The sequence below is a fragment of the Thalassococcus sp. S3 genome, from assembly GCF_004216475.1.
In the GTDB taxonomy this organism is placed as follows: Bacteria; Pseudomonadota; Alphaproteobacteria; order Rhodobacterales; family Rhodobacteraceae.
In genome coordinates, this window is record NZ_CP022303.1 from 667,498 (window position 1) to 692,842 (window position 25,345).

Annotated in this window: 27 protein-coding genes and 1 tRNA gene; 18 read left to right on the top strand and 10 right to left on the bottom strand. The window is 60.4% G+C overall.

The window, feature by feature from the left end:
- Nucleotides 1-34: 34 nt before the first annotated feature.
- The 4 genes from CFI11_RS03505 to ettA form a co-directional block, all read right to left on the bottom strand.
- A complete protein-coding gene (locus CFI11_RS03505; RefSeq protein WP_130403112.1) occupies nt 35-406 on the bottom strand; it encodes a hypothetical protein in 372 nt (123 codons plus the stop codon).
- A gap of 455 nt (nt 407-861) precedes the next feature.
- Nucleotides 862-1,902, bottom strand: a complete 1,041-nt coding sequence (locus tag CFI11_RS03510) for a cytochrome-c peroxidase (RefSeq protein WP_130403114.1) — start codon at nt 1,900-1,902, stop codon at nt 862-864.
- Between the two features lie 124 nt (nt 1,903-2,026).
- Entirely contained in the window at nt 2,027-2,344 is a 318-nt protein-coding gene (gene cutA, locus CFI11_RS03515; RefSeq protein ID WP_130403116.1) for a divalent-cation tolerance protein CutA, read from the bottom strand.
- 38 nt (nt 2,345-2,382) lie between these two features.
- Nucleotides 2,383-4,038 carry an energy-dependent translational throttle protein EttA gene (ettA, locus tag CFI11_RS03520; RefSeq protein WP_130403118.1) on the bottom strand — a complete coding sequence of 552 codons (1,656 nt, stop codon included), beginning with the start codon at nt 4,036-4,038 and terminating at the stop codon, nt 2,383-2,385.
- Between the two features lie 80 nt (nt 4,039-4,118).
- On the opposite strand from ettA, the gene CFI11_RS03525 reads away from it, so the two are divergent.
- A complete protein-coding gene (locus CFI11_RS03525; RefSeq protein WP_130403120.1) occupies nt 4,119-4,721 on the top strand; it encodes a nicotinate-nucleotide adenylyltransferase in 603 nt (200 codons plus the stop codon).
- 69 nt (nt 4,722-4,790) lie between these two features.
- Nucleotides 4,791-6,287 carry a D-alanyl-D-alanine carboxypeptidase/D-alanyl-D-alanine-endopeptidase gene (gene dacB / locus CFI11_RS03530; RefSeq protein ID WP_130403122.1) on the top strand — a complete coding sequence of 499 codons (1,497 nt, stop codon included), beginning with the start codon at nt 4,791-4,793 and terminating at the stop codon, nt 6,285-6,287.
- Here dacB and CFI11_RS03535 read toward each other — a convergent pair.
- Entirely contained in the window at nt 6,284-6,652 is a 369-nt protein-coding gene (locus CFI11_RS03535; protein ID WP_254449081.1) for a tellurite resistance TerB family protein, read from the bottom strand. The genes dacB and CFI11_RS03535 overlap by 4 nt on opposite strands.
- Before the next feature lie 188 nt (nt 6,653-6,840).
- Between CFI11_RS03535 and CFI11_RS03540 the strand changes: the two genes are divergently transcribed.
- The 3 genes from CFI11_RS03540 (at nt 6,841) to CFI11_RS03550 (ending at nt 11,332) form a co-directional block, all read left to right on the top strand.
- Entirely contained in the window at nt 6,841-8,415 is a 1,575-nt protein-coding gene (locus CFI11_RS03540) for a lysine--tRNA ligase (protein WP_130403126.1), read from the top strand.
- 56 nt (nt 8,416-8,471) lie between these two features.
- Nucleotides 8,472-8,873: a DUF4864 domain-containing protein gene (locus CFI11_RS03545; protein WP_130403128.1), complete on the top strand. Its 402-nt coding sequence runs from the start codon at nt 8,472-8,474 to the stop codon at nt 8,871-8,873.
- Between the two features lie 173 nt (nt 8,874-9,046).
- Nucleotides 9,047-11,332, top strand: a complete 2,286-nt coding sequence (locus CFI11_RS03550) for a glycosyl hydrolase family 28-related protein (protein WP_130403130.1) — start codon at nt 9,047-9,049, stop codon at nt 11,330-11,332.
- 5 nt (nt 11,333-11,337) lie between these two features.
- Here CFI11_RS03550 and CFI11_RS03555 read toward each other — a convergent pair whose 3' ends face one another.
- Together CFI11_RS03555 and CFI11_RS03560 are read right to left on the bottom strand one after the other, a co-directional pair.
- A complete protein-coding gene (locus CFI11_RS03555) occupies nt 11,338-11,838 on the bottom strand; it encodes a HugZ family protein (protein WP_130403132.1) in 501 nt (166 codons plus the stop codon).
- Between the two features lie 43 nt (nt 11,839-11,881).
- Nucleotides 11,882-12,553 carry a hypothetical protein gene (locus CFI11_RS03560; RefSeq protein ID WP_165390181.1) on the bottom strand — a complete coding sequence of 224 codons (672 nt, stop codon included), beginning with the start codon at nt 12,551-12,553 and terminating at the stop codon, nt 11,882-11,884.
- Nucleotides 12,554-12,693: 140 nt separating this feature from the next.
- Here CFI11_RS03560 and parA point away from each other — a divergent pair, with 140 nt between their 5' ends.
- From parA to CFI11_RS03590, 6 genes are all read left to right on the top strand, one after another.
- Nucleotides 12,694-13,326 carry a ParA family partition ATPase gene (gene parA, locus CFI11_RS03565; protein ID WP_130403136.1) on the top strand — a complete coding sequence of 211 codons (633 nt, stop codon included), beginning with the start codon at nt 12,694-12,696 and terminating at the stop codon, nt 13,324-13,326.
- A gap of 31 nt (nt 13,327-13,357) precedes the next feature.
- Nucleotides 13,358-13,678, top strand: a complete 321-nt coding sequence (locus CFI11_RS03570; protein WP_130403138.1) for an antibiotic biosynthesis monooxygenase — start codon at nt 13,358-13,360, stop codon at nt 13,676-13,678.
- 74 nt (nt 13,679-13,752) lie between these two features.
- Entirely contained in the window at nt 13,753-14,004 is a 252-nt protein-coding gene (locus tag CFI11_RS03575; RefSeq protein WP_130403140.1) for a zf-TFIIB domain-containing protein, read from the top strand.
- Nucleotides 13,994-14,482, top strand: a complete 489-nt coding sequence (locus CFI11_RS03580; protein WP_254449009.1) for a DUF427 domain-containing protein — start codon at nt 13,994-13,996, stop codon at nt 14,480-14,482. The genes CFI11_RS03575 and CFI11_RS03580 overlap by 11 nt, the downstream gene beginning before the upstream one ends.
- A gap of 74 nt (nt 14,483-14,556) precedes the next feature.
- Nucleotides 14,557-14,964 (top strand): universal stress protein, encoded by a 408-nt coding sequence (locus tag CFI11_RS03585; protein WP_130403143.1) that lies wholly within the window; start codon nt 14,557-14,559, stop codon nt 14,962-14,964.
- Nucleotides 14,965-15,090: 126 nt separating this feature from the next.
- The gene (locus CFI11_RS03590) at nt 15,091-15,348 is read left to right on the top strand and encodes an I78 family peptidase inhibitor (RefSeq protein ID WP_130403145.1); all 258 of its coding nucleotides are present in this window, start codon (nt 15,091-15,093) and stop codon (nt 15,346-15,348) included.
- 4 nt (nt 15,349-15,352) lie between these two features.
- Here CFI11_RS03590 and uvrB read toward each other — a convergent pair whose 3' ends face one another.
- On the bottom strand, nt 15,353-17,533 hold the full coding sequence (gene uvrB, locus CFI11_RS03595) for an excinuclease ABC subunit UvrB (protein WP_130403147.1): 2,181 nt from the start codon (nt 17,531-17,533) through the stop codon (nt 15,353-15,355).
- Between the two features lie 430 nt (nt 17,534-17,963).
- On the opposite strand from uvrB, the gene CFI11_RS03600 reads away from it, so the two are divergent.
- Nucleotides 17,964-18,275: an ETC complex I subunit gene (locus CFI11_RS03600; RefSeq protein WP_130403149.1), complete on the top strand. Its 312-nt coding sequence runs from the start codon at nt 17,964-17,966 to the stop codon at nt 18,273-18,275.
- A 96-nt stretch (nt 18,276-18,371) separates the two neighbouring features.
- Nucleotides 18,372-18,848 (top strand): GNAT family N-acetyltransferase, encoded by a 477-nt coding sequence (locus CFI11_RS03605; protein WP_130403151.1) that lies wholly within the window; start codon nt 18,372-18,374, stop codon nt 18,846-18,848.
- A 40-nt stretch (nt 18,849-18,888) separates the two neighbouring features.
- Here CFI11_RS03605 and CFI11_RS03610 read toward each other — a convergent pair.
- Both CFI11_RS03610 and CFI11_RS03615 read right to left on the bottom strand, forming a co-directional pair.
- Nucleotides 18,889-18,965, bottom strand: a tRNA-Arg gene (locus tag CFI11_RS03610).
- A 131-nt stretch (nt 18,966-19,096) separates the two neighbouring features.
- The gene (locus CFI11_RS03615) at nt 19,097-19,345 is read right to left on the bottom strand and encodes a DUF6356 family protein (RefSeq protein WP_130403153.1); all 249 of its coding nucleotides are present in this window, start codon (nt 19,343-19,345) and stop codon (nt 19,097-19,099) included.
- Between the two features lie 97 nt (nt 19,346-19,442).
- On the opposite strand from CFI11_RS03615, the gene CFI11_RS03620 reads away from it, so the two are divergent.
- The 5 genes from CFI11_RS03620 (at nt 19,443) to CFI11_RS03640 (ending at nt 25,332) form a co-directional block, all read left to right on the top strand.
- Entirely contained in the window at nt 19,443-19,907 is a 465-nt protein-coding gene (locus CFI11_RS03620) for an Lrp/AsnC family transcriptional regulator (RefSeq protein ID WP_130403155.1), read from the top strand.
- Between the two features lie 353 nt (nt 19,908-20,260).
- On the top strand, nt 20,261-21,904 hold the full coding sequence (locus tag CFI11_RS03625) for an amidohydrolase (RefSeq protein ID WP_130403157.1): 1,644 nt from the start codon (nt 20,261-20,263) through the stop codon (nt 21,902-21,904).
- Nucleotides 21,901-22,842 (top strand): ABC transporter permease, encoded by a 942-nt coding sequence (locus tag CFI11_RS03630; RefSeq protein WP_130403159.1) that lies wholly within the window; start codon nt 21,901-21,903, stop codon nt 22,840-22,842. The genes CFI11_RS03625 and CFI11_RS03630 overlap by 4 nt, the downstream gene beginning before the upstream one ends.
- Nucleotides 22,839-23,723 (top strand): ABC transporter permease, encoded by an 885-nt coding sequence (locus tag CFI11_RS03635; RefSeq protein ID WP_130403161.1) that lies wholly within the window; start codon nt 22,839-22,841, stop codon nt 23,721-23,723. Before CFI11_RS03630 ends, CFI11_RS03635 begins: the two co-directional genes overlap by 4 nt.
- Nucleotides 23,724-23,760: 37 nt before the next feature.
- The gene (locus CFI11_RS03640; RefSeq protein ID WP_130403163.1) at nt 23,761-25,332 is read left to right on the top strand and encodes an ABC transporter substrate-binding protein; all 1,572 of its coding nucleotides are present in this window, start codon (nt 23,761-23,763) and stop codon (nt 25,330-25,332) included.
- The last annotated feature ends 13 nt before the right edge of the window (nt 25,333-25,345 follow it).

Sequence of the window (25,345 nt, forward strand, 5' to 3'; positions counted from 1 at the left end):
TATAGCAAAGCTTGAGCCCGGATCGCGCCCTTTGTCAAAGGGAACGGCGCGTTTTCAGTGTCGATGATGCCACACATGCAGCGGCAAAGACACAGGTTGCGATCCAACCAAGATACCAGATCTGCCCGGCCAACACGTCTTCGGCATAGGACGCCACAAAGCGCGTCTTGCCAAGATGCGCGAGCGCCATCGCGCAAAGCGTGAGCACGCCGAGAGAGATGGTGCGTACCAGCGCCGAAAGCGGAGTGATCCAAAGGGCAAAGGCAAGAACAACCCCCAATGGCGCACCAACCCAAAGCACCTGACCGGCCCAGAAGGGATGCGCGCCCAAAAGTCCTGTCAGACCGAAGGCATGGGCCAGGCCGAAAACCAGCATCACAAGGGCAATGGGCAAAGCGTATCTCATGACGTGGAGGTAGGTGTCCGCGTCCCGGCGAGGGAGGGTCCGGAACGCGGACGTGATCACCTGCAACATTGTGCTGGCAGGTGGGATCAGATCATGGCCCAGTCTTTGAACCGGTAGCGGTCAGGTCCGCGTGGGCCGGGGCGGGGCGCACGGACGGGAAGGGGGCGGGGCTTGGGCTGGCAATGAAGGGTCATGGGCTGCTCCGTTTACGTCTTTTGATAAACTGAAGCATGTCGGTTGACCGTCGCTTTGACTATTCATCAGCGGTTTAGGGCGATGCTGCTGGGGTTTAGATCTTGCGGTCTAAACCTCAGGCATATGCGGCATTTGAAGCTGAATTCCGGAACAAGCCTTGCGACAAGCGCGCGATCTCATCCGCCGGGGGCTGGCCATTTCGCCCCTTCGTTGAGAACCGGCCTTGCGGGACGAGCCATGCGGCTCGCCCCAGCGGAATGTCACTGGATGATCTCAGCCGAAGGTCGCGGCGTGGTGCTGGTCTCTGCCGGCAGGACGGGCAGGGTGACTGGCGGCACGTCTCCGGTCAAGCTGTCGAGAAATGCAACGATCTGTGCGGTCTCCTGCTCCGTCAGGGGCTCACCCAACTGGGATTCGGCCATGATCTCGACCGCGACGGACAAGTCCCACACGACGCCCGAATGAAAGTAGGGCGCCGTGACCGAGACGTTGCGGAGCGGAGAGGCGCGGAACACGTATTCGTCATCGACCGTGTCCGTAACGGCAAAACGCCCCTTGTCGTCGGGCGGCAGAACATCGGCGCCCGGCTTTTCGATCAGACCGAACGGATAGTACCCGTCGCCCCCCAAATTGACGCCGCTATGGCAAGAGGCGCACCCCTTATCGACAAAGAGGGCCAGGCCCGCCTGGGCGTCATCGGACAGGGCATCGTCAACGCCGTTCAGGAACGCGTCGAATGGCGCGGGTGTGAGCAGGGTGGCCTCAAATGCTTCAATGGCCTTAGCCATGTTTTCGAAGGTCACGGGATCCTCTTCCCCGTCAAACGCTTCCTGAAACCAGATGCTGTACTGGGGCATGCTGCTCAACGTGGCCACCACGTTTTCGGGTGTGTTGGCCATCTCAACGCCGGCCTGGATCGGCCCTTTGGCCTGCTCTCTCAGGTCTTCGGCGCGACCGTCCCAGAATTGCGACCCATTCAGGACGGAGTTCAGAACCGTCGGCGCGTTGCGAGGACCCTTTTGCCAGCCATGGCCGATGGACACTTCAAGGTTGTCATCGCCGCCGGTCGTCAGATTGTGACAGGAATAGCAGCTAAAGACACCCGAGGCGGACAATCTGGGATCGAAGAACAAGGCTTTGCCAAGTTCGATCTTCTCTGGCGTGATCGGGTTGTCGCGCAGGGCAGGAATGGTCGACGGCAATGGCTGAAACCAGTCAAGCGCAGTTTCACGCAACTCGTTGGCCTGCGCCGGAAGGGCGAGCTGGGATGATAGGACAGCAATAGGGGCGATGTGTTTCATAGCAAACCTCCGGGGAACGCACGAAGGTTCAATATCGCTAAATGAGCGCGCGAGTTTTGATTTAGATCAGTTCTAAAAAATGTAAAAATGTCTCATGAATTCAGGTGGTTGATTTGTTCAGGGATTATGTACTCTGCGTTTCGGATATCAGCCACGCTTCGAACGCATCTGTTGTCCGCAGAACCGGAAGCGCGATGATGGCGGGCGTTTCGTCCGGGTGGATCTGTTGTACCAGGTGCACGATCTGATCGAAAAAATCTGCGCGCGTCTTCAAGATCAAGGGCGTTTCCTCGCCCGTCTCGATGGCACATTTCCAGTGATAGACGCTCTGGATCGGCGGTTCGATATTCGCGCAGGCCGCAAGCCGGGCTTCGACTCCGCCCCGCGCAATCTGCTGGGCAACGCCGGCGTCAGGGCAGTTGATACGGACCAGGATCATCATGGGCCTCTCCTGCGCCTGACATGCGTGCGAAATAGGTTCTAACGGGCGAACTTTTTGTATTTCAGCCGCTTCGGTTCCAGAGCATCCGCGCCCAAACGACGCTTTTTGTCTTCTTCGTAATCCTCGAAATTGCCCTCGAACCATTCCACATGCGCGTCGCCTTCGAAGGCGAGGATATGGGTGCAGATCCGGTCGAGGAAGAACCGGTCGTGAGAGATCACGACGGCACACCCGGCGAAATCGACCAACGCATCCTCAAGCGCGCGCAGCGTTTCAACGTCAAGATCGTTGGTCGGTTCGTCGAGCAGCAGCACGTTGCCGCCTTCCTTGAGCAGCCGGGCCATGTGAACACGGTTGCGTTCGCCACCCGACAGAAGGCCCACCTTCTTTTGCTGATCGCCACCCTTGAAGTTGAACGAGGAGCAATAGGCGCGGGAATTGACCTGGGCATCGCCCAGTTCGATCACCTCGGCCCCGCCCGAGATGGCCTCCCACACGGTGTCGTCTGCCTGCAGATCATCACGGGACTGATCGACATAGGAAAGCTGTACCGTGTCGCCATAGGTGACAGAACCGTTGTCGGGTTGCTCCTGACCGGTCAGCATCTTGAAGAGCGTCGATTTACCGGCGCCATTTGGCCCGATCACGCCCACGATGCCGCCGGGGGGCAGGGCAAAGGTGAGATCTTCGACAAGCAGCTTCTCGCCATAGGCTTTGCTAAGCCCGTCGACCTCGATCACCTTTCCACCCAGCCGGGGGCCGTTGGGAATGACGATCTGGGCACGGGTCAGCTTCTCCCGCTCGGACTGTTCCGCCAGTTCATTGTAGGCGTTGATGCGGGCTTTCGACTTGGCCTGCCGGGCCTTGGCCCCCTGCCGCATCCATTCCAGCTCCCGCTCCAGCGTTTTCTGGCGCGACTTGTCCTCGCGTGCCTCCTGCTCAAGCCGCTTGGCCTTTTGCTCCAGCCACGCGGAATAATTGCCTTCGTAGGGAATGCCGCGACCCCGATCGAGTTCCAGGATCCAGCCTGTGATATCGTCAAGGAAGTAACGGTCGTGGGTCACGATCAGGATCGTGCCCTTGTATTCGATCAGGTGCTGCTGCAGCCAGGCGATGGTTTCGGCATCAAGATGGTTGGTCGGTTCGTCCAACAGCAGCATGTCAGGCGCTTCAAGCAACAGCTTGCAAAGCGCCACACGGCGGCGCTCCCCGCCCGAGAGCGTGGCAACATCGGCTTCGTCCGGCGGACAGCGCAGTGCCTCCATCGACACGTCGATCTGACTGTCCAGGTCCCACAGATTTTCCGCGTCGATCTGGTCTTGCAATGCGGCCATCTCATCGGCCGTCTCATCGGAGTAGTTCATTGCCAGTTCGTTGTAGCGGTCGAGCTTGGCCTTCTTCTCTGCAACCCCCAGCATCACGTTCTCGCGCACATTCAGGCTTTCGTCGAGCTGCGGCTCTTGCGGCAGATAGCCAACCTTTGCCCCTTCGGCGGCCCAGGCTTCGCCTGAGAAATCGGTGTCCAGACCGGCCATGATGCGCATCAGGGTCGATTTACCGGCGCCGTTCACGCCGACCACGCCGATCTTCACGCCGGGCAGGAAGTTCAGATGGATGTTCTCAAAGCATTTCTTGCCGCCGGGATAGGTCTTTGAGACCCCGCTCATATGATAGACGTATTGATAGGCGGCCATGGCATGCTCCCCTTTCGCTTGCGCTGCGTGAGCGATGGTCTATCCAAGGGCGGTTGAAAGAGCAATCGGGAAGAGATGCGGTGCGGACAGGCTGGCCGAAGGCGAGACCGGGCATGACAGTCGGTGTGTTCGGCGGGTCATTCGATCCGCCGCATGAGGGGCATGTGCATGTGACCCTGGAAGCGCTCAAACGCTTTGACCTCGACCGTGTCTGGTGGCTGGTCAGTCCGGGCAATCCACTGAAATCCGAAGGGCCCGCGCCCCTGCAGCGTCGGCTGGCCGCGGCCAGATCGCTGATGCGACATCCGCGTGTCCGCGTGACGGATCTGGAGGACCGATTGAACCTGCATGTTACGGCCCAGACGTTGCAGGCGATGCGCCGGGCCTATCCGGGCACCCGCTTTGTCTGGCTGATGGGTGCTGACAACCTGGCGCAATTTCACCGGTGGCAGAATTGGCGCTGGATCCTTCAAAACGTTCCCGTCGGTGTGCTAGCGCGTCCGGGTGACCGGATTTCGGCCCGCATGTCCCCTGCGGCGCGGCTGTTTCGACGCCACCGCATCAATGGCCGGGCCTCGCATCTTTTGCCGGTGTCGCCCGCGCCGGCTTGGTGTTTTGTAAACGTTCCTATGGTTAACCTGTCTTCGACGGCCCTTCGCGCGCGGGGGGAGTGGGAAAGGTAAGGAATTCCGGCCCCTTTTTGCCCCAACGCGGCCTTGTTTGGGCCCAGAAGCTGAGGTTAACGTTTGCCCATGCGAAACCGGGTGTCACGACGTCTTGTTCTAAGTGGTCTGTCGGCCTTTATTGCTGCGCCAGCGGCGCTTGCCGGTGCACCTGAACGCTCGATCAGGCCGCAGAAGCGGCTGGTCGGTCTGCGAAAACGCGCGATCGGCGGACCCGAACGTCTCATCGCCGCCTCCGGGCTGAGCGGGGAGGTGTCTTTCGCCGTGGCGGATGTGAAATCCGGCCTGCGCCTCGAAGGTCATGATGAGGCAAAGGGACAACCGCCCGCCAGCGTGACCAAGGCGATTACCGCGCTCTACGCCCTCGATGCGCTTGGGGCGGAACATCGGTTCTCCACCCGGTTGCTGGCAGCAGGATCTGTCTCGAATGGCGTTTTGAGCGGCGATTTGATCCTGGCCGGTGGGGGAGATCCGACCCTCGACACAGATGACCTTGCCAATATGGCCAGAGCACTCAAAGAGGCTGGTGTCAGGGAGGTGCGGGGCACGTTCCGTGTCTATGAGGGTGCGTTGCCCTTCGTGCCGACAATCGATGCGGGTCAGCCGGACCACGTGGGCTACAGCCCCGCCGTGACAGGGATCGCGCTCAACTTCAATCGCGTCCATTTCGAGTGGAAGCGGGCGCAGGGCGGCTATTCTGTCGCCATGGACGCGCGCACGGAACGGTATCGTCCCGAAGTTGCAATGGCGCGGATGCGTATCGCCGGACGCGACCTGCCCGTTTACACCTACGCTGATCAGAACGGTGTCGATACCTGGACGGTTGCCCGGGGCGCGCTTGGCAATGGCGGTGCGAGATGGCTGCCGGTACGTCGTCCCGCCGACTATGCCGGAGATGTTTTCAGAACCTTCGCGCGGTCGCATGGTATCGTGCTCGACAAGGCGCGGGTCAGCCGCGCGTTGCCGGCGGGCAGCACCGTGCTGGTCCAGCATCGCAGTGAACCGCTGCGGGTCATCCTGAAGGATATGCTGAGATTCTCCAACAACCTCACCGCAGAGATGGTGGGCATGTCCGCCAGCGTCGCAATGGGACGCAAGCCCGGGTCTCTGAAAGCGTCCGCGCAGGCAATGAGCCGTTGGGCCGGGCAAAGCCTTGGCATGACAAGTGCGAGCCTTGTGGACCATTCAGGATTGGGTGACGCGTCACGAATGTCCGCGTCCGAGCTGGTGACGGCCCTTGTCCAGGTCCGCAAGCGGGGCATCCTGAGACCTATCCTGAAGCCCTTTACGCTGCGCGACGACCAGGGGCGGGTGATCCGCAATCACCCGATCAAGGTCGATGCCAAGACCGGGACGCTCAATTTCGTGTCCGGTCTGGGAGGATTCATGACGGCGGCGGATGGAACGGAGCTGGCATTCGCGATCTTCACAGCTGATACCGCCATCCGGTCCCGTATAAAACGCGCGGATCGCGAACGCCCGCCGGGCGCGCGCACCTGGAACCGTCGGTCGAAGAAGCTCCAGCAAAAGCTGATCGAACGCTGGGGCGCGCTTTACGGCAGCTAGGTGACGTGCCGCGCGCGGGCGCCCCGCTCGATCGCGGCGGCGTGCAGGCGGTCGATGTTCAGCTCGTACCGGATCTCTTCGAGAAGCCGCAACTCGGTCTCCTGTAAGGTTCCGTCCGCGGCGGCCACATCACAGGCCAGGGCGTATCCGGTCTCATAAAGCCGTTCGGGCAGGTTCTCGCGCAGAAGGCCGAAAAGGGCATCCAGCCCGTCTTCCTGTTCGAACAGATCAAACACGGTCTGTGCCATGCGGTTCAGCCGGTCGATGTCGTATTCGGCGAAGATCGGCAGCATGTTGACGGCAGACTGGATCTTGACCAGCTCGGCGGTGCGGATGTTCTCGTCGGACGCGGACACCGCGATCATCAAGGCGACAAGGCAGTCCTGCGCGCTCAGAACCTGGGCTTCGGTGTCGGGAGTTTTAGTCAAGGCGTCGGTCCTTTCGCGGGTTTGTTGCAGTGCAGAATATTGACGCGACCACGGCTCCACAATAGGTAGCGTCGCACTGTCGCGCGCCCTGTGCGGGCGGCGAGACCGACCCCGGGGAGTCCAAAATGTCCGATCTGCGTGATGCAGCGCTTGAGTCCAAAGCCTGGCCCTTCGAAGAAGCGCGCCGCGTGCTCAAACGCTATGAAAAGGCGCCACCGGAAAAGGGCTATGTTCTTTTTGAAACCGGATACGGCCCCTCGGGTTTACCACATATCGGGACATTTGGCGAAGTGGCGCGCACCACGATGGTGCGCCGCGCCTTCGAGATCATCAGCGACATTCCGACGAAACTCATCTGCTTCTCGGACGATCTGGACGGGATGCGGAAAGTGCCGGGCAATGTCCCGAACCCCGAGATGTTGCAGGACTATCTGCAAAAACCGCTGACCTCGGTCCCTGATCCTTTCGGGACCCATGACAGTTTTGGCGATCACAACAACGCCATGCTGCGCCGGTTCCTCGATACGTTCGGTTTTGAATATGACTTCATCAGTTCGACCGAATTCTACGGATCGGGCCAGTTCGACGACGTGCTGCGGCGCTGTGCCGAACGGTACGATGATATCATGAAAATCATGCTGAAGAGCCTGCGGGAAGAACGTCAGCAGACCTATTCGATTTTCCTGCCGATCCACCCCGAAACCGGTCGCGTGCTTTACGTGCCGATGAAGGAGGTCAACGCACAGGACGGCACGGTCACATTCGATGACGAAGAGGGGCGGGAATGGACGCTGCCGGTCACCGGTGGCAACGTCAAACTGCAGTGGAAGCCTGATTTCGGCGCGCGTTGGGCGGCGCTGGGCGTCGATTTTGAAATGTACGGCAAGGACCATTCGACCAACACACCGATCTATGACGGGATCTGCCGGGTTTTGGGAGAGAAGGCGCCGGAGCATTTCGTGTATGAGCTGTTTCTGGACGAGAACGGACAGAAAATTTCGAAATCCAGCGGCAATGGCGTGTCGATTGACGAATGGCTGACCTATGCAAGCTCGGAAAGCCTGTCCTATTTCATGTTCCAGAAGCCCAAGACCGCCAAGCGGCTGTTCTTCGACGTGATCCCGAAAGCGGTGGATGAATATCACCAGCAACTCAGGGCCTATCCCGGTCAGGAGACGGCGCAGCGCCTGGCAAATCCTGTCTTTCACATCCATGGCCACAACGTGCCGCCATCGAACATGGTGGTGCCGTTCGGGATGCTCTTGAACCTCGCCTCCGTTTCGGCGGCAGAGGAAAAAGACCAGCTTTGGGGCTTTATTCGCCGCTATGCGCCGGATGCCTCTCCAGAGACGCATCCCGATCTCGATGCGGCGGTCGGATTTGCGGTGCGCTACTACAATGACTTCGTGAAGCCGGCCAAGGTTTACCGGGCCCCGGACGAACAGGAGCGCGAGGCGCTTCTGGCCCTGCGGGATCAGCTTGCGGCCTATGACGGTCCGGTCGACGATGAGGCGTTGCAATCGGTCGTCTACGCCGTGGGACGTGACCGGTTTGATCCGCTGCGTGCCTGGTTCAAAGCGCTTTATGAAGTGCTGTTGGGCGCAAGCCAGGGCCCCCGCTTCGGCGGCTTCATCGCGCTTTACGGGGTTGAAGAGACCGTCAGTCTGATCGACCGCGCCCTGGCCGGAGAGTTCGCCTGAATTGACCGGACCAGGCCCGGCGCTAACCTCCTTGTCGTTGGATAGGGAGATTTGCGATGCGTGGTATTCTGCTTGTGGCGGCTCTGCTGTGGGGGCTTGCGGTTTCGGCATCGGCGCAGAACGCTGATATCGAGGCCACGATCGGCGCGCAGTTCGAGGCGTTCAAAGCCGATGACTTCGCAGAGGCGTTTACCCATGCGAGCCCGAACATTCAGAATATGTTCCGCACGCCGGAGAATTTCGGAGCCATGGTGCGCAACGGCTATCCCATGGTCTGGCGCCCGGCCGACATCCGCTATCTTGAATTGAGGGAGGTCGCGGGATCGCTGTGGCAACGGGTGATGATCACCGATGCAAAAGGGGTGACCCACCTTCTGGATTATCAGATGCTGCAGCTTGAAAACGGCTGGAAGATCAACGGGGTGCAGATTTTGCAGCCGCCCGAGGCCAACGTCTGATCTGTGCTGCAACACCCCCTACCGTGACGGTGGTGTGACCACCGATTAACTTTCTGTTGATACCCCTTTCCCTCGTCCGGGACGGCCCCGGTTCAGCGAGATGAAAGCGAAATATGCGGTCCCGCGCATGCATTCGACATGCGCGCGTGCCGCAGGCGTGGAAAGGGAATTGGATGAACAAGGCGATCACGGACGGCGTGCAACTGATGCCGCCTGCGTTTTCAAACGGTCTGGGTGTTTGGTCCAGCCAGGACGGTACTCCGGGTTCGGACACCTATGCGGGCGCGTCCAACGCGGCCTTTGTGCCTGCAGACCAGGATTTTGGCGGATGTCTGGAGCTGCAGAAGACGCAAGGCACACAGCGTCTGCGCTATATGGGCGAGACACCTCTTCTTCCGGGTTGCTATCTGCAGATCAAGGCGCGGGTGAAAGCGATCAGCGGTAACCTTCCAAATGTGCGCATCGCCGGATGGGCCGGTGGCGCGGGCGGCGGCCATGTGAACAACGTGCTCGAGGTGGGGCCCACCGAGGCGATCTCGACCTACGGGGACATTGTCGAAGTGTCCGCAATCGTCGGGATCGGCAATCGCCAGGGCGTCGACATGGTCTGGGGCCGCAACGCGCTTTACGGGCATTTCGGCCTTGATCTGACCGGTCCGAATGGCGGCATCGTCCGCATCGACGATATCGAGATCACGGATATCACCAGCGCCTTCCTGCGGGACCTGATGAATTGGGTCGATGTCCGGGATTATGGCGCGATCGGCAATGGCTCGACCGACGACAGCGCCGCCTTCGAAGCGGCGGACAGCGCGGCGAACGGTCGTTTCCTGTTGGTGTCGGATGGTGTTTATCGCTTGAATTCCGATGTGACGATCAATTCGCGCGTTCAGTTCGAGGGGCGCGTGACGATGCCGACGGACCGGGTCCTGTTGCTTTCAAAGGACTTTGAACTGCCCACCTATATCGACGCCTTCGGCAACGAGGAGTTGGCTTTCAAGAAGGCGTTTCAGGCGCTGCTGAACAACGCTGATCACGAATCCCTCGACATGGGCGGGCGCAAGGTGAACCTGAGCGAGCCGCTCGACATGCAAGCAGCTGTCGCCAATCGCACCAGCTATGCCACCCGGCGGGTTATTCGAAACGGTCAGTTCGAGGCTGTTGGCACCACGCCCTGGCAGACGACCGTCGTGACCTCCCGTGCGACTTATGACACCTCGAACGCCCGGACGCTGACAAACGTGACCAACGTGGCGAATGTCCCTCTCGGAGCCCTGGTGCAGGGCAACGGTGTCGGACGCGAAGTGTACGTGAGCGCAAAGAACGTCAATACGCAAACCATCACCCTGAGCGAACCGCTCTATGATGCCGAAGGCACGCAGAACTATACCTTCCGGCGCTTCAAGTATCTCATCGATTTCAGCGGATTTGCACAGCTCAGCAAGTTTTCCTTCTCGGATATCGAGTTTCAGTGCCGCGATACGGCAAGCGGGATCATGTTGGCGCGGACCGGCATCACCTTTCATCTGCGCGACTGCTTTGTCTCTCGCCCGAAGGATCGGGGGCTGACCTCCATCGGCAGCGGATGTCAGGGGATGTTCATCGATCGCTGTCAGTTCCTGTCGGCGGAGGAATCCATCGACGTTCCGGACCGCTCGAGCATTGCGATCAACACCAATTCAAACGACGTGAAACTGCGCAACAACCGCGCGACGAAGTTCCGCCATTTCGCGATGCTGGGAGGCAGCAACAATCTTGTGCTGGGCAACCACTTCTTTCAGGGAGATTCGATTGCAGGCGGAGTGCGCAGCGCGGGGCTGATCCTGTCGGGGTCCTACACCAGCTCTATCATCAACGGAAACTACGTCGACAATTGTTCGATCGAGTGGACGAACGAACATGATCCAAGCCCCGATTTCACCGGTGGCTTCTCGTTCAGCGCGCTCTCGTTGACGGACAATGTGTTCCTGACAGGCAATGTCGCGCCCTGGTTTAGCTATTTGGTGATCCGCCCTTACGGAACAGGGCACTTCATCAACGGCATCAGCGTGACTGGCAACAAGTTCCGTAGTGTGCAAGGCGCGATTGACCGCGCTGAGCGTGTGGATACAAGCTTCTCCGACCTCGATTATACCAGGTTCAAGGATGTGACGTTCACCGGAAATTCCTATCACAACGTGGTGCGTCAGGTGGCCAATCCCCTCCGGGTCCAGTTTACGGAAAACACCGCACGCGAGACCTGGACTATTGACACCAACGAAGAGCTGCCGTTCCGCGGGCGGGCCATGAATGTCGATGCCGTGGCTGTGACGGGCAACCTGCGCAACAACAACAACGTCATCACCTATGCGTCGCCCAATGCGCTGACACAGCAGGGCTCTCGCGGCAGTCAGGTTCAGCTGCGTTGGCCGAATGCGGTCAAAGGCACGGTCGTGGTGACATCGAGGATCGACCGCTGATGTGATCAGGATATGTCGGCCTTGGCCGGCATATCCATATCGGAGGGCGTAAGCCGAAACGCCTTGCCGAAGCCCCCGTTCAGATGTCCAACGTCGATGTCGAAAACGGCAAAAACGAAGTCGGTGAACCCGATATAGAGTTTTGCTTTGGGATAGTGCTTCAGCCACATCTCCGCCAATGACCGGTATTCGTCGGTTCCATGAGCGACCAACCGGGCCCGGCCCTGAAGGCTGAGGCGCGGTTGGTTCAGCGGATCGCCACGGGCCACAGCCTCGCCCACCAAAAGAGAGCAGGCGGGGTTTTGCAACAAGGCCTGCGTATGACCTGAGAGACGCGACATCAGGGAGACAGGCCTGTTGTCCGTGCCGCGCCCGAACCCGATCCGCGTGACGAGGGGCGCGCCGGCGGGGTCCAGCACGCCCAAAGCGGCGATTTTTGCGTCAGATACAAGATCCCTGGCGCAGCGCCGGGCCTCTTCATCGGTCGGTCGGATGGGTGATGACATGCCCTTAAGCTAGACAGCGATGATGACCGGCTCAAGACATGTCTTAAAATTCACGCCACAGGCCGATCTTCAGCCCAATCCGTGCCGTGTTCGAGTTGCGAAACTGCACGCCTCCGAAAATATGACCCAGTTTACCCGCTGAAATTGTCATCGCAGGGCCGATTGTCCAACTGACCGGTGCGGATCTTGTGTAAGCGCTTTCAAATGAAATCAAGGACTTGATGCGGGGCGAGTGGGTGATCCCGAACGTGGCATCCAGCTTGTAAAGAGGCTGGCTTGCACCTCGTCGTGTTTCAACCGCCGCATCAACGGACAGCCAGGCATCGCCGAACCGGTTCTGAAAGGATGTCCCGTAGGACAAGGTCGTGCGATAGAGTGGTTGCCAGTCCTGCAGCCAGCGATACGCTCCGACGCCCAGTTGAAACGCGAATTTGTGCTGCGCGTCGGGGGCGCTCAGGGGAACACGCCCGAAGATGAGGATATGCCCGGAGCTGCTGAAATTCTCGTATGAATCAAAGCCGAGGGTGAACTTTGGGGCGGCCCCCCATTCGATATAGACCGAACTGTCATAGTGATAGCGACCGGTGCCCGGATCCTTGCGGATCGTGCTTGAAACCGCGTTGAAGACTTTTCCCTTTTCGCGCATCCAGGCGCCCGCCTCCGCGGGGGTCGCGAAAAGAAAAGACGTCAAAACAAAAAGAACCAAGACATGCATTGCGCGCTCCGTCGCGTTCAGTCTTGATTAGTTTTGGTTAACAGCAGCTTTACCGATCCGCTCGAACTGCGACGATTTAGCTATGACAGTCGATTTTTTGGACGCTATGCTGCGGCGCAGCAAAGATCGGGGGATACGCATTGGGATCCATCATCACCATTGCGCAGCAAAAAGGGGGCGCTGGCAAGACGACGCTTGCGGTCAATCTGGCGGTCGGATTCGCCCGGGCCGGAAAGAGCGTGGCGCTCATGGATGTTGATCCGCAGGGCAGCGCGGGGCGATGGTTCATGACACGGACGGAAGCCATGGACGAGCCGGGGCTGACATTTGCCACCGCATCGGCCTGGGGCGTGCCCTATGAATGCCGAAAGCTTGGAGAGAGCCACGACATCGTCATCATCGATACCCCGCCCAAGGCGGACAGCGACCTGCGGCCTGCTCTGCGCGAGGCCGATCTGGTGCTTGTGCCGGTGGCGACCTCTCATCTGGATCTCTGGGCGGTCGAAGAGGTGCTTTATCTTGCCGAACGCGAGGACAAACCCGTCATGATGGTGATGACACGGGCGCGGGCCGGAACGCGGCTGGCTTCGGAAGTGGCAGAACAGGCCGCTAAGATGGACGCCGCGATTGCCGAGACACCGATGGCAAACCGCGTGATCTATGCCGAAACGCTTGGGCACGGGCGCGCGGCGCTCGAAGCGCCCAAGGGGGCGGCCCATGCCGAGATGAACGCCCTGGTGGCCGAGATCGGCGGAAAGATCGGCCTGATGTGATATCCTGTCCTTCCCAGAGGAGGACGACGCCATGCCGACGATTGCCAAGGGCGCGCCGATCCAGACCGTGCTGACGACGTTCGAGATGACGCCGGGCACCTGTCAGGATTTGATGGATGCGCTGACCGATGCCTATGAAAACTTCATCCGCCGACAACCCGGGTTCATCGCGGCGGGGTTGCATGTGAACGACGCGCAAACGCGGATTGCCAACTACTCGCAATGGACCCGGCGCGAGGATTTCATGGCCATGCTGCGCAGCCCTGAAATGCGCGTGCGCAACCGCAGGATCAACGACCTGTGCCGGAGCTTTGAACCGGTGATGTACGAGGTCGTGGCGAGTTTCGACTGATCCCGACACGCCCAATCATTGCAACGGGCGCGATCACCTCCATATCAAAGGCAGCAGATATGGAGCGAATGCGCATGCAATGTCCAATTGACGGAACTCAACTTGTGATGGCTGACCGGAGCGGGGTTGAGATTGACTATTGCCCACAATGCCGCGGTGTCTGGCTGGACCGAGGCGAGTTGGACAAGATTATCGAGCGTAGCGCTGCTGCCGCTCCTCCCCCTCCGCCGCCGCAGTCCCGTGGTGGCTATGACGACCGCGACTACGACAAGCGGTACAAAAAGCGCAGCAAAGGCAGTTTGCTGGGGGAAATCTTTGACTTCTGAGGCGATCCAGCGCCTGCCGGTCGAAAATGTTCAGGATTATCCACGTCCACCCGCGTTGCAGAAGGTGCCGCAGCGGGTAAAGATCCACTTCGGTGGTCGTTTGATCGTGGATACGGAGCATGCGTTGCGGGTGCTGGAGACGCACCATGCGCCGACCTATTATATCCCGCCCTCCGACGTCGATGCCGACCTGATCGCGGCTCCCGGCGCCACGTTCTGCGAGTGGAAAGGCTCCGCAAGATACTGGACGGTTCGCGTCGGCGGTCGATCTGCGGTGCGCGCCGCATGGAGCTATGCCGACCCGACGGGCCGGTTTAGCGCGCTCGCCGATCATTTGGCGTTCTACAGTAGTCTGATGGATCTCTGCCAGGTGGGAGAGGCAAAGGTGACGCCCCAACCCGGCGATTTTTACGGGGGCTGGGTTACCGACAACCTTCAGGGCATCGTCAAGGGCGGCCCTGGCACGCGCCACTGGTAACGGGCTGATCGAGATCAAATCGCGGCCCTTCGTTTCACGCCATGTTGTCTTACGGGAGAAGGAGGAGCCGATCCATGTACAACACTATTCTTGTGCCAATCGCTTTTGATGACGAACATGACATTTCAGGGCCGCTGAAGCTGGCCAAACTGTTGGCCACGCCAGAAGCCGAGATCACGCTGCTGCATGTTATGGAGCATATTCCAAGCTACGCGATTTCCTATCTGCCGCCCGACTATCTGGTCAAAAGCCGGGATGCGATCGCGGCAGAGCTGACCCGTTTGGCCGACACACTGCCCAATGCCAGGGGCGCCGTGGTCGAGGGGCATGCCGGCAGGACGATCCTGGATTGGGCCGCATCGCACAATCCCGATCTGATCATCGTTGCCTCTCACCGCCCGGGCATGCAGGATCTGCTGCTGGGCTCCACCGCTGCGCAGATCGTGCGCCATGCCAAATGCGCGGTGCATGTCGTGCGCTAAGCCTGTCAGGCATCACGCGGTTTTGCAAAAACGCAAGGGCGCCGCTATCCGCGGCCCCCTGTTGAACCGGCAGAAGGTGTGGTCAGAAAACAGTCGCTTACAGAGGTTATTTGAGGACCAAGCGCGATGAAACGACTGCTCTTTTGTCTGGCCCTTGCCGGATGCACCCTTGATGGCGCGGTAGAGGACGAACGGCCCGATACCTGTGGGGCGTCCGGATATCAGTCTTTGATAGGGCAGCCGATTGCTGCCGTCACGCTTCCAGCAGACCTTAACATGCGCATCGTCGGTCCGGGTGACATCGTGACGATGGAATACGACGCCAGTCGCTTGAATTTCGAAACCGACGAGATGGGCGTGATCCAGCGTGTGACCTGCGGCTGACCCCTCAGCTGCGCTTGCGGCGCTTGACGTTGCCGCCGCGTTGCCCGGCGCGACCCGCTGTTGACCGACCGCGGGTCTTCACTGCCTCTTCCGAGGCTTTCTCGACCGCGTATTGCCGGGCCATCGGATCGTCCGCCACGGCAAGATCAACCGCCTCCAGCCGCTTGATCTCGTCGCGCAGCCGTGCGGCTTCCTCGAATTCCAGGTTCTCCGCCGCCTTGCGCATGTCGGTTCGCATGCCGTCCAGAACCGCCTGCAGATTGCCGCCTGCAAGACCCTTGTCGACCGTCGCCGTGACCCGGTTCATATCGACGTCGCCCTGATAGAGGCCGGCCAGAACGTCCTCGACGTTCTTCTTCACCGTTTCGGGCGTGATGCCATGCTCTTCGTTATAGGCGATCTGCTTGGCCCGGCGACGGTTCGTTTCCGCCAGCGCGCGCTCCATCGACCCGGTGATGCGATCTGCATACATGATCACGCGCCCCTCGGCGTTCCGTGCCGCGCGTCCGATGGTCTGAACCAGGGACGTCTCGGATCTCAGAAACCCTTCCTTGTCCGCGTCAAGGATCGCGACCAGACCGCATTCGGGGATGTCGAGGCCTTCGCGCAGAAGGTTGATGCCGACCAGAACGTCAAAAGCGCCAAGTCGCAGGTCCCGCAGGATCTCGATCCGCTCTATCGTGTCGATATCGGAGTGCATATAGCGCACCTTGATGCCCTGCTCGTGCATGTATTCGGTCAGATCTTCGGCCATGCGCTTGGTCAGCGTCGTCACCAGCGTTCGAAAGCCTGCTTCGCTTACCTTGCGAACCTCGTCCAGCAGATCATCCACCTGCATTTCCACTGGCCGGATCTCGACCTCCGGATCCAAAAGACCCGTTGGTCGGATGACCTGCTCTGTGAAAACGCCGCCCGCCTGTTCCAATTCCCAGGCGGCCGGGGTGGCCGAAACGAAAACCGATTGCGGACGCATGGCGTCCCATTCCTCGAACTTGAGAGGGCGGTTATCCATGCAGGAGGGCAGGCGAAAGCCGTGCTCGGCCAGCGTGAATTTGCGCCGGTAGTCGCCTTTGTACATGCCGCCGATCTGCGGAACCGACACATGGCTTTCATCGGCAAAGACAATCGCGTGATCGGGAATGAACTCGAAAAGCGTCGGGGGCGGTTCGCCGGGCGCGCGGCCCGTCAGATAGCGGGAATAATTCTCGATCCCGTTGCAGACGCCGGTTGCCTCCAGCATCTCCAGATCGAAATTCGTGCGCTGCTCCAGGCGCTGGGCCTCCAGCAACCGGCCTTCGCCGACAAGCTGATCCAGCCGGATGCGAAGCTCTTTCTTGATACCCAGAATGGCCTGCTGCATCGTCGGCTTGGGCGTCACGTAATGCGAATTGGCATAGACGCGGATCTGATCGAACGTGTCCGTCTTTTCCCCGGTCAGCGGGTCGAATTCGGTAATGCTTTCCAATTCCTCGCCAAAAAAGCTCAATTTCCAGGCCCGGTCTTCCAAATGCGCCGGGAAGATCTCAAGGCTGTCTCCCCTGACCCGGAACGATCCGCGCTGAAAAGCCTGGTCGTTGCGGCGGTATTGCTGGGCCACCAGATCGGCCATCACCTGGCGCTGATCATAGGACTTTCCGGCCTTCAGATCCTGTGTCATCGCCCCGTAGGTTTCCACCGATCCGATACCGTAGATACAGGAGACCGACGCCACGATGATCACATCGTCCCGCTCCAGCAGCGCGCGTGTCGCCGAATGGCGCATGCGGTCGATCTGTTCGTTGATCTGGCTCTCTTTCTCAATATACGTGTCCGATCGCGGCACGTAGGCTTCCGGCTGGTAATAATCGTAGTAGGACACGAAGTATTCGACCGCGTTGTCCGGGAAAAACCCTTTGAATTCACCGTAAAGCTGCGCGGCCAGCGTCTTGTTGGGGGCCAGGATGATGGCCGGGCGCTGCGTCTCCTCGATCACCTTGGCCATGGTAAAGGTTTTGCCGGTGCCCGTCGCACCCAGCAGCACCTGATCCCGGTCTCCGGCCACGACGCCGGCGCTCAGCTCCTGGATCGCCGTGGGCTGATCGCCCGCAGGCTCGAATTCAGTATTCATTCTCAGACGAATCCCGCCTTCCAGCTTGGGGCGGGACCGAACGTCCGGTGCGGCAGCATGCAAGACAGGTGTGTTCATCGGGAGATTCCTTTCCCCTCTTAGTTTGATCCGTTTTTGTTCCGGTTCAAGGGGGCGATTTGCTCGTTGGAGTTGACGTCTCGAATGTCACGCCTCATTTACATGGTAAAATGTCGCACATTCAATAAAAAACAATCAAATCAATTGCCTATGGCTCGACTGCTCAATTCGATGGCGGCGGGAATTGGCCAATTATGAAGATTTTATTTCGGATTGATGAGCCAGCTTTGTATGTTTGTCAGGCAAGCAGCAGGCTTGGTTGTCGCTCGGGTCGCACACCCACCCCTCGCTCCCCGCGGTTCGGATGGCAACCAGGCTGCTTGCTTTAATCTTCCACAAGCTTTTCATCGCAAAAAACCAAGCCAATTGGCGTCTTGCCGTCGACGTATCAAAATCGCATATACGTTCTATCTGATCGAAGGAGGTGTCGATGCGTGCGCGCATTTTCAAGCCCGCCAGAACAGCCATGTCATCCGGTACGGCAAAAACCAACGACTGGGTTCTCGAATTCGCGCCCGCCTCTGCGCGCTCGGTGGACCCGTTGATGGGCTGGACCTCCTCCGACGACACCCAAAGCCAGGTCAGACTGCGCTTTCCCACCAAGGAGGCGGCACTCGACTATGCCCGCTCCAAAGGGATCGAAGCGGAAGTGTTCGAGCCCCAAAAGCGCAAGCCAAACATTCGCCCACGGGGTTATGGCGAGAATTTTGCCACCGATCGTCGCGGCGTGTGGACCCACTGAGCGAGCGGCGCGCCCCGGCACTGTTCACAAAGTGTGAACGTGCCGATCACAAGCCGGAACTTGACCCTTCCTTTGCGTCTCGGCCAGGCTGTCCCCATGACCGAGACCACAGCGACATTTGAAATCAGACAGGCCAGCATAGACGACCCCGATGTCCGGGCTCTGCTCTTGCGGCATCTGGATCTGATGCGGAGCCAATCCCCCGAAGAAAGCTGCCACGTCATGCGCCCGGAGCACCTTTTTGAAGCTGACGCGCTGCTGCTGGGCGCCTGGGACGACGCGCACCTTTTGGGTGTCGGTGCACTGGTTCAGATCGCACCGGGAGAGGGGGAGTTGAAATCCATGCACACGGCGGAGCAAGCGCGGGGCCGTGGCGTGGGGGGCGCCCTGCTGTCGGCCCTGATTGACAAGGCGCGCGGGCTGGGCCTTGTCCGGCTGAGCCTTGAGACAGGATCGGCTGCCTCTTTCAAGCCGGCCCGATCCCTCTATGCCGCGCATGGCTTCCACCTATGTCCGCCATTTGGCGAATACGTCGAGGATCCGCTAAGCGCGTTCATGACCCGCGAGGTCTGAACGTGCCCTGCTGCCCGAACCAATACGCTTGAGACAGAAATGGCGACCCCTGAAGGACTCGAACCCTCAACCTGCTGATTAGAAGTCAGCTGCTCTATCCAGTTGAGCTAAGGGGTCGCGTAAGGCTGCCATACTGTGCCGCACATTGAATTGCCATCGCAAAGTGGTGCGAACGGGCATTTGCCGCCCCTATCACAGCCCGGATCGTGACGAATATTAGGCGCGCCGCTTTGGACGGGACAACGGCCCTAGCGCCCATGCCCGGAACGATCGCCAAGCGCCTCATGCATATCCCGCACCGCCCGGCTGGCCGTGGTCTCGCAAAGGGCGGGGATCACCGCATGGACCAACGCAGCGCCCCCCGCAGCGAATAGTCGACCGGCAAACCGCAGGGCAAAGACGAAATGTGTGCCATAGCTCTCACCCACCTCAGCCGGGTGTGCGGTGAACGCATTCAACAAACCACTTTGTGGCAGGTCCGTTTTTTCCTGTGTCATTCTTGATCTCCGTGTGGGTCTTGCAAGATCATCACAGAAGCAGGTAAAAAGTATCCCATATTTATCGGTTTTCGGTATAGTGTTGGGATGGTGTCTCATGAATCAGCACATTGACGAACAAGACAGGCGCATTCTCAACGTTCTTCAGTGGGACGCGTCCGTCAGCATGGATGTTCTGGCCGACATGGTGAACCTGTCGCGCAATGCCTGCTGGCGACGGATCAAACAGATGGAGCAGAATGGCACGATCCGGGCCAAGGTCACGCTTGTCGATCCTGAGGTGGCGGGCCTGGGGCTCATGGTCTTTGCGCTGATCCGAACCAACGATCACAATCCCGAATGGCTGAACGCCTTCGAAAAAGCGGTCAGAACCCTGCCCGAGATTGTAGGCGCCCACCGGATGAGCGGAGAGCTGGACTATGTCTTGCGGGTTCGTGTTGCCGACGTGAAAGGCTATGACCGGTTTTATCAGCGCCTGATCAGCATGGTCCCGATTGCCGACATTTCGGCAAGCTTCGTGATGGAAGACCTCAAGGACAACACCGCGCTCCCTCTGATTTGAGCGAGACGTGGGGCGCCCCCAAGCCCCTTCTGTCCGGTTCTCTGAAGGGCGAAAATCTCCGATCCTTCGATCCAGCCGAGGTTATTTGAATGAGCCGCGTTTTTGCTATGATCTTATCAGATTTTTAATAACTCTGGCGCGTCTGGCAGAAGGCGCATGAGAGCAACAATAAGTCAATTTAATCAATAACTTGAGGGATTTTCCCACATAGCTTCGCGATTCCTACTGCCGTTGACATGGCAAGAACCCCGGACGTCTAATTTGGATGACACAGGGGGTCAATGTTACTGAAAAACTGGGGGTCGCATGAGGCAGCAACAGGATCTCGACCGCGTCTGCGAGATGAACGTCATATGAGCACGGGGGTCTTTGCGGATCTCGTTCTCACTGGCGGGCACATCTGGTGCGGCAAGGGGTTGGATCGTGCCGAGGCTGTCGCACTCTGGGGCGGGCGCGTCCTGGCCACCGGCGCGGCGGGCGATCTCTCATCGCTCATCGGGCCTCAGACCGAAGTTGTGGATCTGGCCGGGCGGTTTGCGATGCCGGGGCTGAACGACGCCCATATGCATCTCATCCCCTATGGAACCTCCATGGCGGAGATGGACTTTCGACCCAGCCAGATATCGACGCTTGCCGAGCTTCTCGATATCGTGCGCGATCACGCATCCCGTGCGCCCGCAGGAAGCTGGCTGATCGGACGCGGATACGACCATTTTAAACTGGATGTCGGGCGTCACCCCTATCGCGAGGAACTCGACCAGGTCGCCCCGGATCACCCGGTCTATATCGTGCGCACCTGTGGTCATCTGGCGGTCGTGAATTCCCGCGCGCTGGAACTGGCGGGCATCACTGAGGACACGCCATCGCCCCCCGGTGGCCTGATCGAGCGGCAGAATGGCAAACTGACCGGTCTGCTTGCGGAAAACGGTCGTGACGGGGTGATGAACGTCCTGCCGCCCGCCAGCGTTGACGATCTTGTCGGCTCCATCGAACGCGGCGGGCATGATCTGCTGTCCCACGGTATCACGTCCTGTATGGAGGCCGCCGTTGGCATCCGCGACGGCTGGACAGAGATGCTGGCCTATCAGAAAGCCCATCGCGAGCGACGCTTGCCCGTGCGGGTCTATGCCACGCTCATGGGCGACAAGACCCGGAATGTGCTGCCGGAGGCGATGGGGGCGGGCATGATCTCCGGCGCCGGGGACGACATGTTTCGCGTCGGTCCGGTCAAGATCTTCACCGATGGCAGTGCGGGCGGGCGCACGGCGGCCATGACCCGGCCCTATCTGGGTGGGGAGGACAAGGGGCTGCTCTGCCTGCCTTCGGACGAATTGAACGAGATGGTCGCTGCCGCCCATGACGCGGGCTATCGCATGGCGATCCATGCCATTGGCGACGCGGCAATTGATCAGGTTCTGAATGCGCTCGAAGCGGCGCTGAAGAAAACCCCGGACCCGCATCGCCGCCACCGGATCGAACATTGCGGATGGCTGCGCCCCGACCAGATGGAGCGTATGGTGGCCGCCCATATCCTGCCTGCGCCGCAGCCCGCGTTTCTCTACTATTTCGGGGACCTCTACCTGACGCTGTTGGAGCGGGACCGGATCGAAGCCTCCCACCCGATGCGCACCTGGCTAGACCGGGGGCTTCATCCCTCGGCCAGCACCGATTGCCCGGTGGTGGAGATTGATCCGCGCCCCAACCTCTACACCATGACCACCCGCAAGACCCAGCAAGGCACGCTGCTCGGCCCCGAACAGGCGCTGACACTGGATGAGGCGTTGGAGGCCTACACTTACGCCGGTGCCTACGCCGCGCATGAAGAGGAGATAAAGGGACGGCTGACACCAGGGCAGTTGGGCGACGTCGCGGTCTTTGACACGGATTTCTTCGCCGCTCTCGAGGCGGGAGAGCCTGAGCGTCTGCTGGAGGCACAATGCGACCTCACCATTCTGGGCGGTGAGGTCGTCTACCGGCGGGAGGGTGCGGCCACATGATGACGCTGGTCCTGAACCGTCTGATCATCTCGATCCCCGTTCTCTTCGGCGTGCTGCTGCTGGGCTTCGGCCTCCTGATCCTTGTTCCCGGCGATCCCGCCATCGTGATGGCCGGTCCCATGGCCACGCCCGAAGTGGTCGCAGCCATCCGCACCGAAATGGGTCTGGATGAGCCGGTAATGACGCAATTCTTTCGCTACCTCGGTCGTATGGCCGAAGGCGATCTGGGCCGCTCGCTCATTTCCAACAAGACGGTCATCAGCGAATTGGGCGCTGCCATCGGCCCCACGACCGAGCTGATGGTGGCGTGTTTGATCTGGTCAATCCCTCTGGGCATCGCGCTGGGCACGCTGGCCGCCGTCTGGCGCGGGTCCATCACCGACCGGGCCATCATGGCCTTTTCCGTCGCCGGTGTCTCGCTGCCCATCTTCTTCATTTGCCTGATGCTGATCCATTTCGTGGGCGTGCAATGGCGCCTTTTGCCGTTCATCGGGCGGGGCGGGCCGCTCTGGACCATCGAGGGCCTGCGCCATATCGCGCTGCCCGCCCTGTCGCTGGGCCTGATCTTCATCGGCCCTGTCGCCCGGATGACCCGTTCCTCTGTTCTGGAGGTTCTGCGCCTCGATCATGTGCGCACCGCCCGCGCCAAGGGCCTGTCGGAGACCCGCGTGATCCTGCGTCATGGCTTGCGCAACGCGCTGATCCCCGTCGTGACCCTTGTGGGGTTACAGGCCGGCTACCTGCTCGGCGGGGCTGTGGTGACGGAGAGCATCTTCTCTTACCCCGGCATCGGGCGTCTGGCCGTGGGCGCCATCCTGTCGAGTGACTTCCCGCTCGCCCAGGGCGCCATCCTGATCCTCGCGCTCGCCTTCATCCTCATCAACCTGATCGTCGATGTGCTCTATGCACTCCTCGACCCGCGGGTGCAGACGTCATGAGCATTGCCGAACCCGCCGATCTCGATGCCCCAGCCCCCAGCCTGTCCTGGTGGCGCCGCCTTGTGCGGGACCCTGCGGCCTTCGTGGCGCTGATCGTTCTGACCGTCATCGTGCTCTGCGCCATCCTGGCACCTCTCATCTCTCCGCATGATCCCTATGCCTCGTCCCGCGCCGTGATGCAGCCTCCGGTCTGGAACGAACGGGGCGCGTGGCTGCACCCTTTGGGCACGGACGGGCAGGGCAGGGACATCCTCAGCCGGATTTTTTACGGCACCCGTCTGACGCTGCTGATCGGCCTTGTTAGCGTGGGCCTCGGCGGCGTGCTGGGCTCTCTTCTCGGCCTGCTAGCCGCCTTCCGTCCGCGCCTCGACCCCTGGGTGATGCGGCTGGTGGATGTCATGCTCAGCTTCCCCGCCATCCTTCTGGGCCTCGCTCTCGTCGCCGTCTTCGGCCCCGGCGCCGTCCCGGTGATGATCGCGCTGGCCATCGCAACCGTACCCGATTGCGCACGAATTGCCCGGTCCATCGCCGTCAGCGTGATGAAGCAGGAGTATATCGAAGCGGGCCGCGCCGTGGGCCTCTCCGATCTTGCGCTTTTCACCCGCTACCTGCTGCGCAACTGCATCTCGTCGATCCTCATCTTCATCAGCCTCCGGTTCGGCCAGATCATCCTGATCGGCGCCGCGCTCAGCTTTCTGGGCCTCGGCGCCAAGCCGCCCCAGGCCGAGCTGGGCATGATGGCCGCCCAAGGCCGCGACTTTTTGCTTTTCGCGCCGCATATCGCGGTGATCCCGTCGGTGATGATCTTCATCATCGTGCTGGCCGCCAACGTACTGGGCGATGCGCTCAGAGACGTGCTGGACCCGCGTCTGAGGTCCTGACCCAAAAAGAAGACCCAACAGGAAGAGGATAAGGAAAATGAAACGATTGACTTTAACCGCCGCTGTTGCGCTTGCTCTGCCGGCTTTCGCGCAAGCGGCAGAGATCACCGTCGTGCGCGAGGTCGACAGCAACAATTACGACCCCCACCGCGCCGTGGCCCGCGCCGCCGCCGAGGTGTTGTTCATGCTCGGCGACACGCTCGTGTCGCTGAACCCCGACATGCAGACGATCGAGCCGGGCGTGGCCAAATCCTGGGAGGTGTCGGAAGATGGCCTGACCTACACCTTCAACCTGCGCGACGACGTCTATTTCTGCGATGGCAAGCAAATGACGGCGGAAGATGTCGCCTATTCCATCACCCGCTGGGTCGATCCCGAAACGAAATCGCCCGTCGCCTGGCGCGCGGGGGATGTGGAAAGCGTGACGGCAGTCGATGAATTCACCGTCGAATACAAGCTGAGCGAGCCCTTCTCCGAACTGCTCTATCAGTTGACCCAATCCTTCGGCACCATCATCGATTCCGCCAATGTCGAGGCGCTGGGCGAAGACTTCGGCGTCTCCGGCTTCAACGGCTCCGGCCCGTTCTGCTGGGTCGAATGGACCCCGCGCGACAAGATGATCATCGAACGGCACGAGGCTTATACCTGGGGCGCGCCCTTCCACACCAATACCGGCCCCGCCAGCATGGAGCGGATCACCTGGCAGGTCGTACCCGAAGAAAACACCCGTACCGTTGCCGTCCTGACCGGCCAAAGCGAGATCACGCAATATGTCCCCGACATCGCGCTGGCGCAGCTCCGCGCTGCGCCCACGGTCGAGGTCGTCCGTTCCGATCTGGCCTTCTGGACCTATTTCATGGGCTTCAAGATCGACAAGGATACCGTGTCGGACCCCGCCGTGAGGCAGGCGATCAACCTCGCTGTCGATCAGACCGCGATGGCCGAAGACCTCTTCTTCGGCGAAGTGGAGCCAGCCTATAGCTACGTCTCCCAAGGCGCACTCGACTGGAACACGGCGCTCGATGACACGCTGCTGACCTACGACCCGGAGGAGGCGAACCGCATCCTCGATGAGGCCGGGTGGGAACGTGGCTCAGACGGCGTGCGCAGCAAGGACGGTGTCCGGCTGGAGCCCATCGCCTATGTCTTTGCCGGATCCACCTGGGGCAAGATCTCGGAATCCGTGCAGGCCTATCTGCGCGAGATTGGCGTGGCCATGGACATTCAGGCCTTCGACGCCACCGTCGCCTGGGGCCGTCTTGCCACGCAGGAGTTTGACATGTTCGGGATGAGCTTTCCCTACGTCTCCTCCGGCGATGCGCTGAACCTCTACTTCCGGTCGGAAAACATGCCGACGCCCAATCGGATGAACTGGAACGACGCGCAGACCGACGAGTTGCTGCAAGCGGGCAAGACCGCGCTCGACGATGCAACGCGTGCCGAAAGCTACGGCGCGGTGTTGGAGATCGTGCATGACGCCGCTGTCTGGCTGCCGCTCTATCACGAACCGATGGTCGTCGCACAATCGGCGGATCTGGAGACGGTCGTGCCGCACAACATCTACGGCGCCGGGCTCTACAAGGGTCTCGACCTCAAGTTCAAAGAGTAACGCCCGCGCAGGG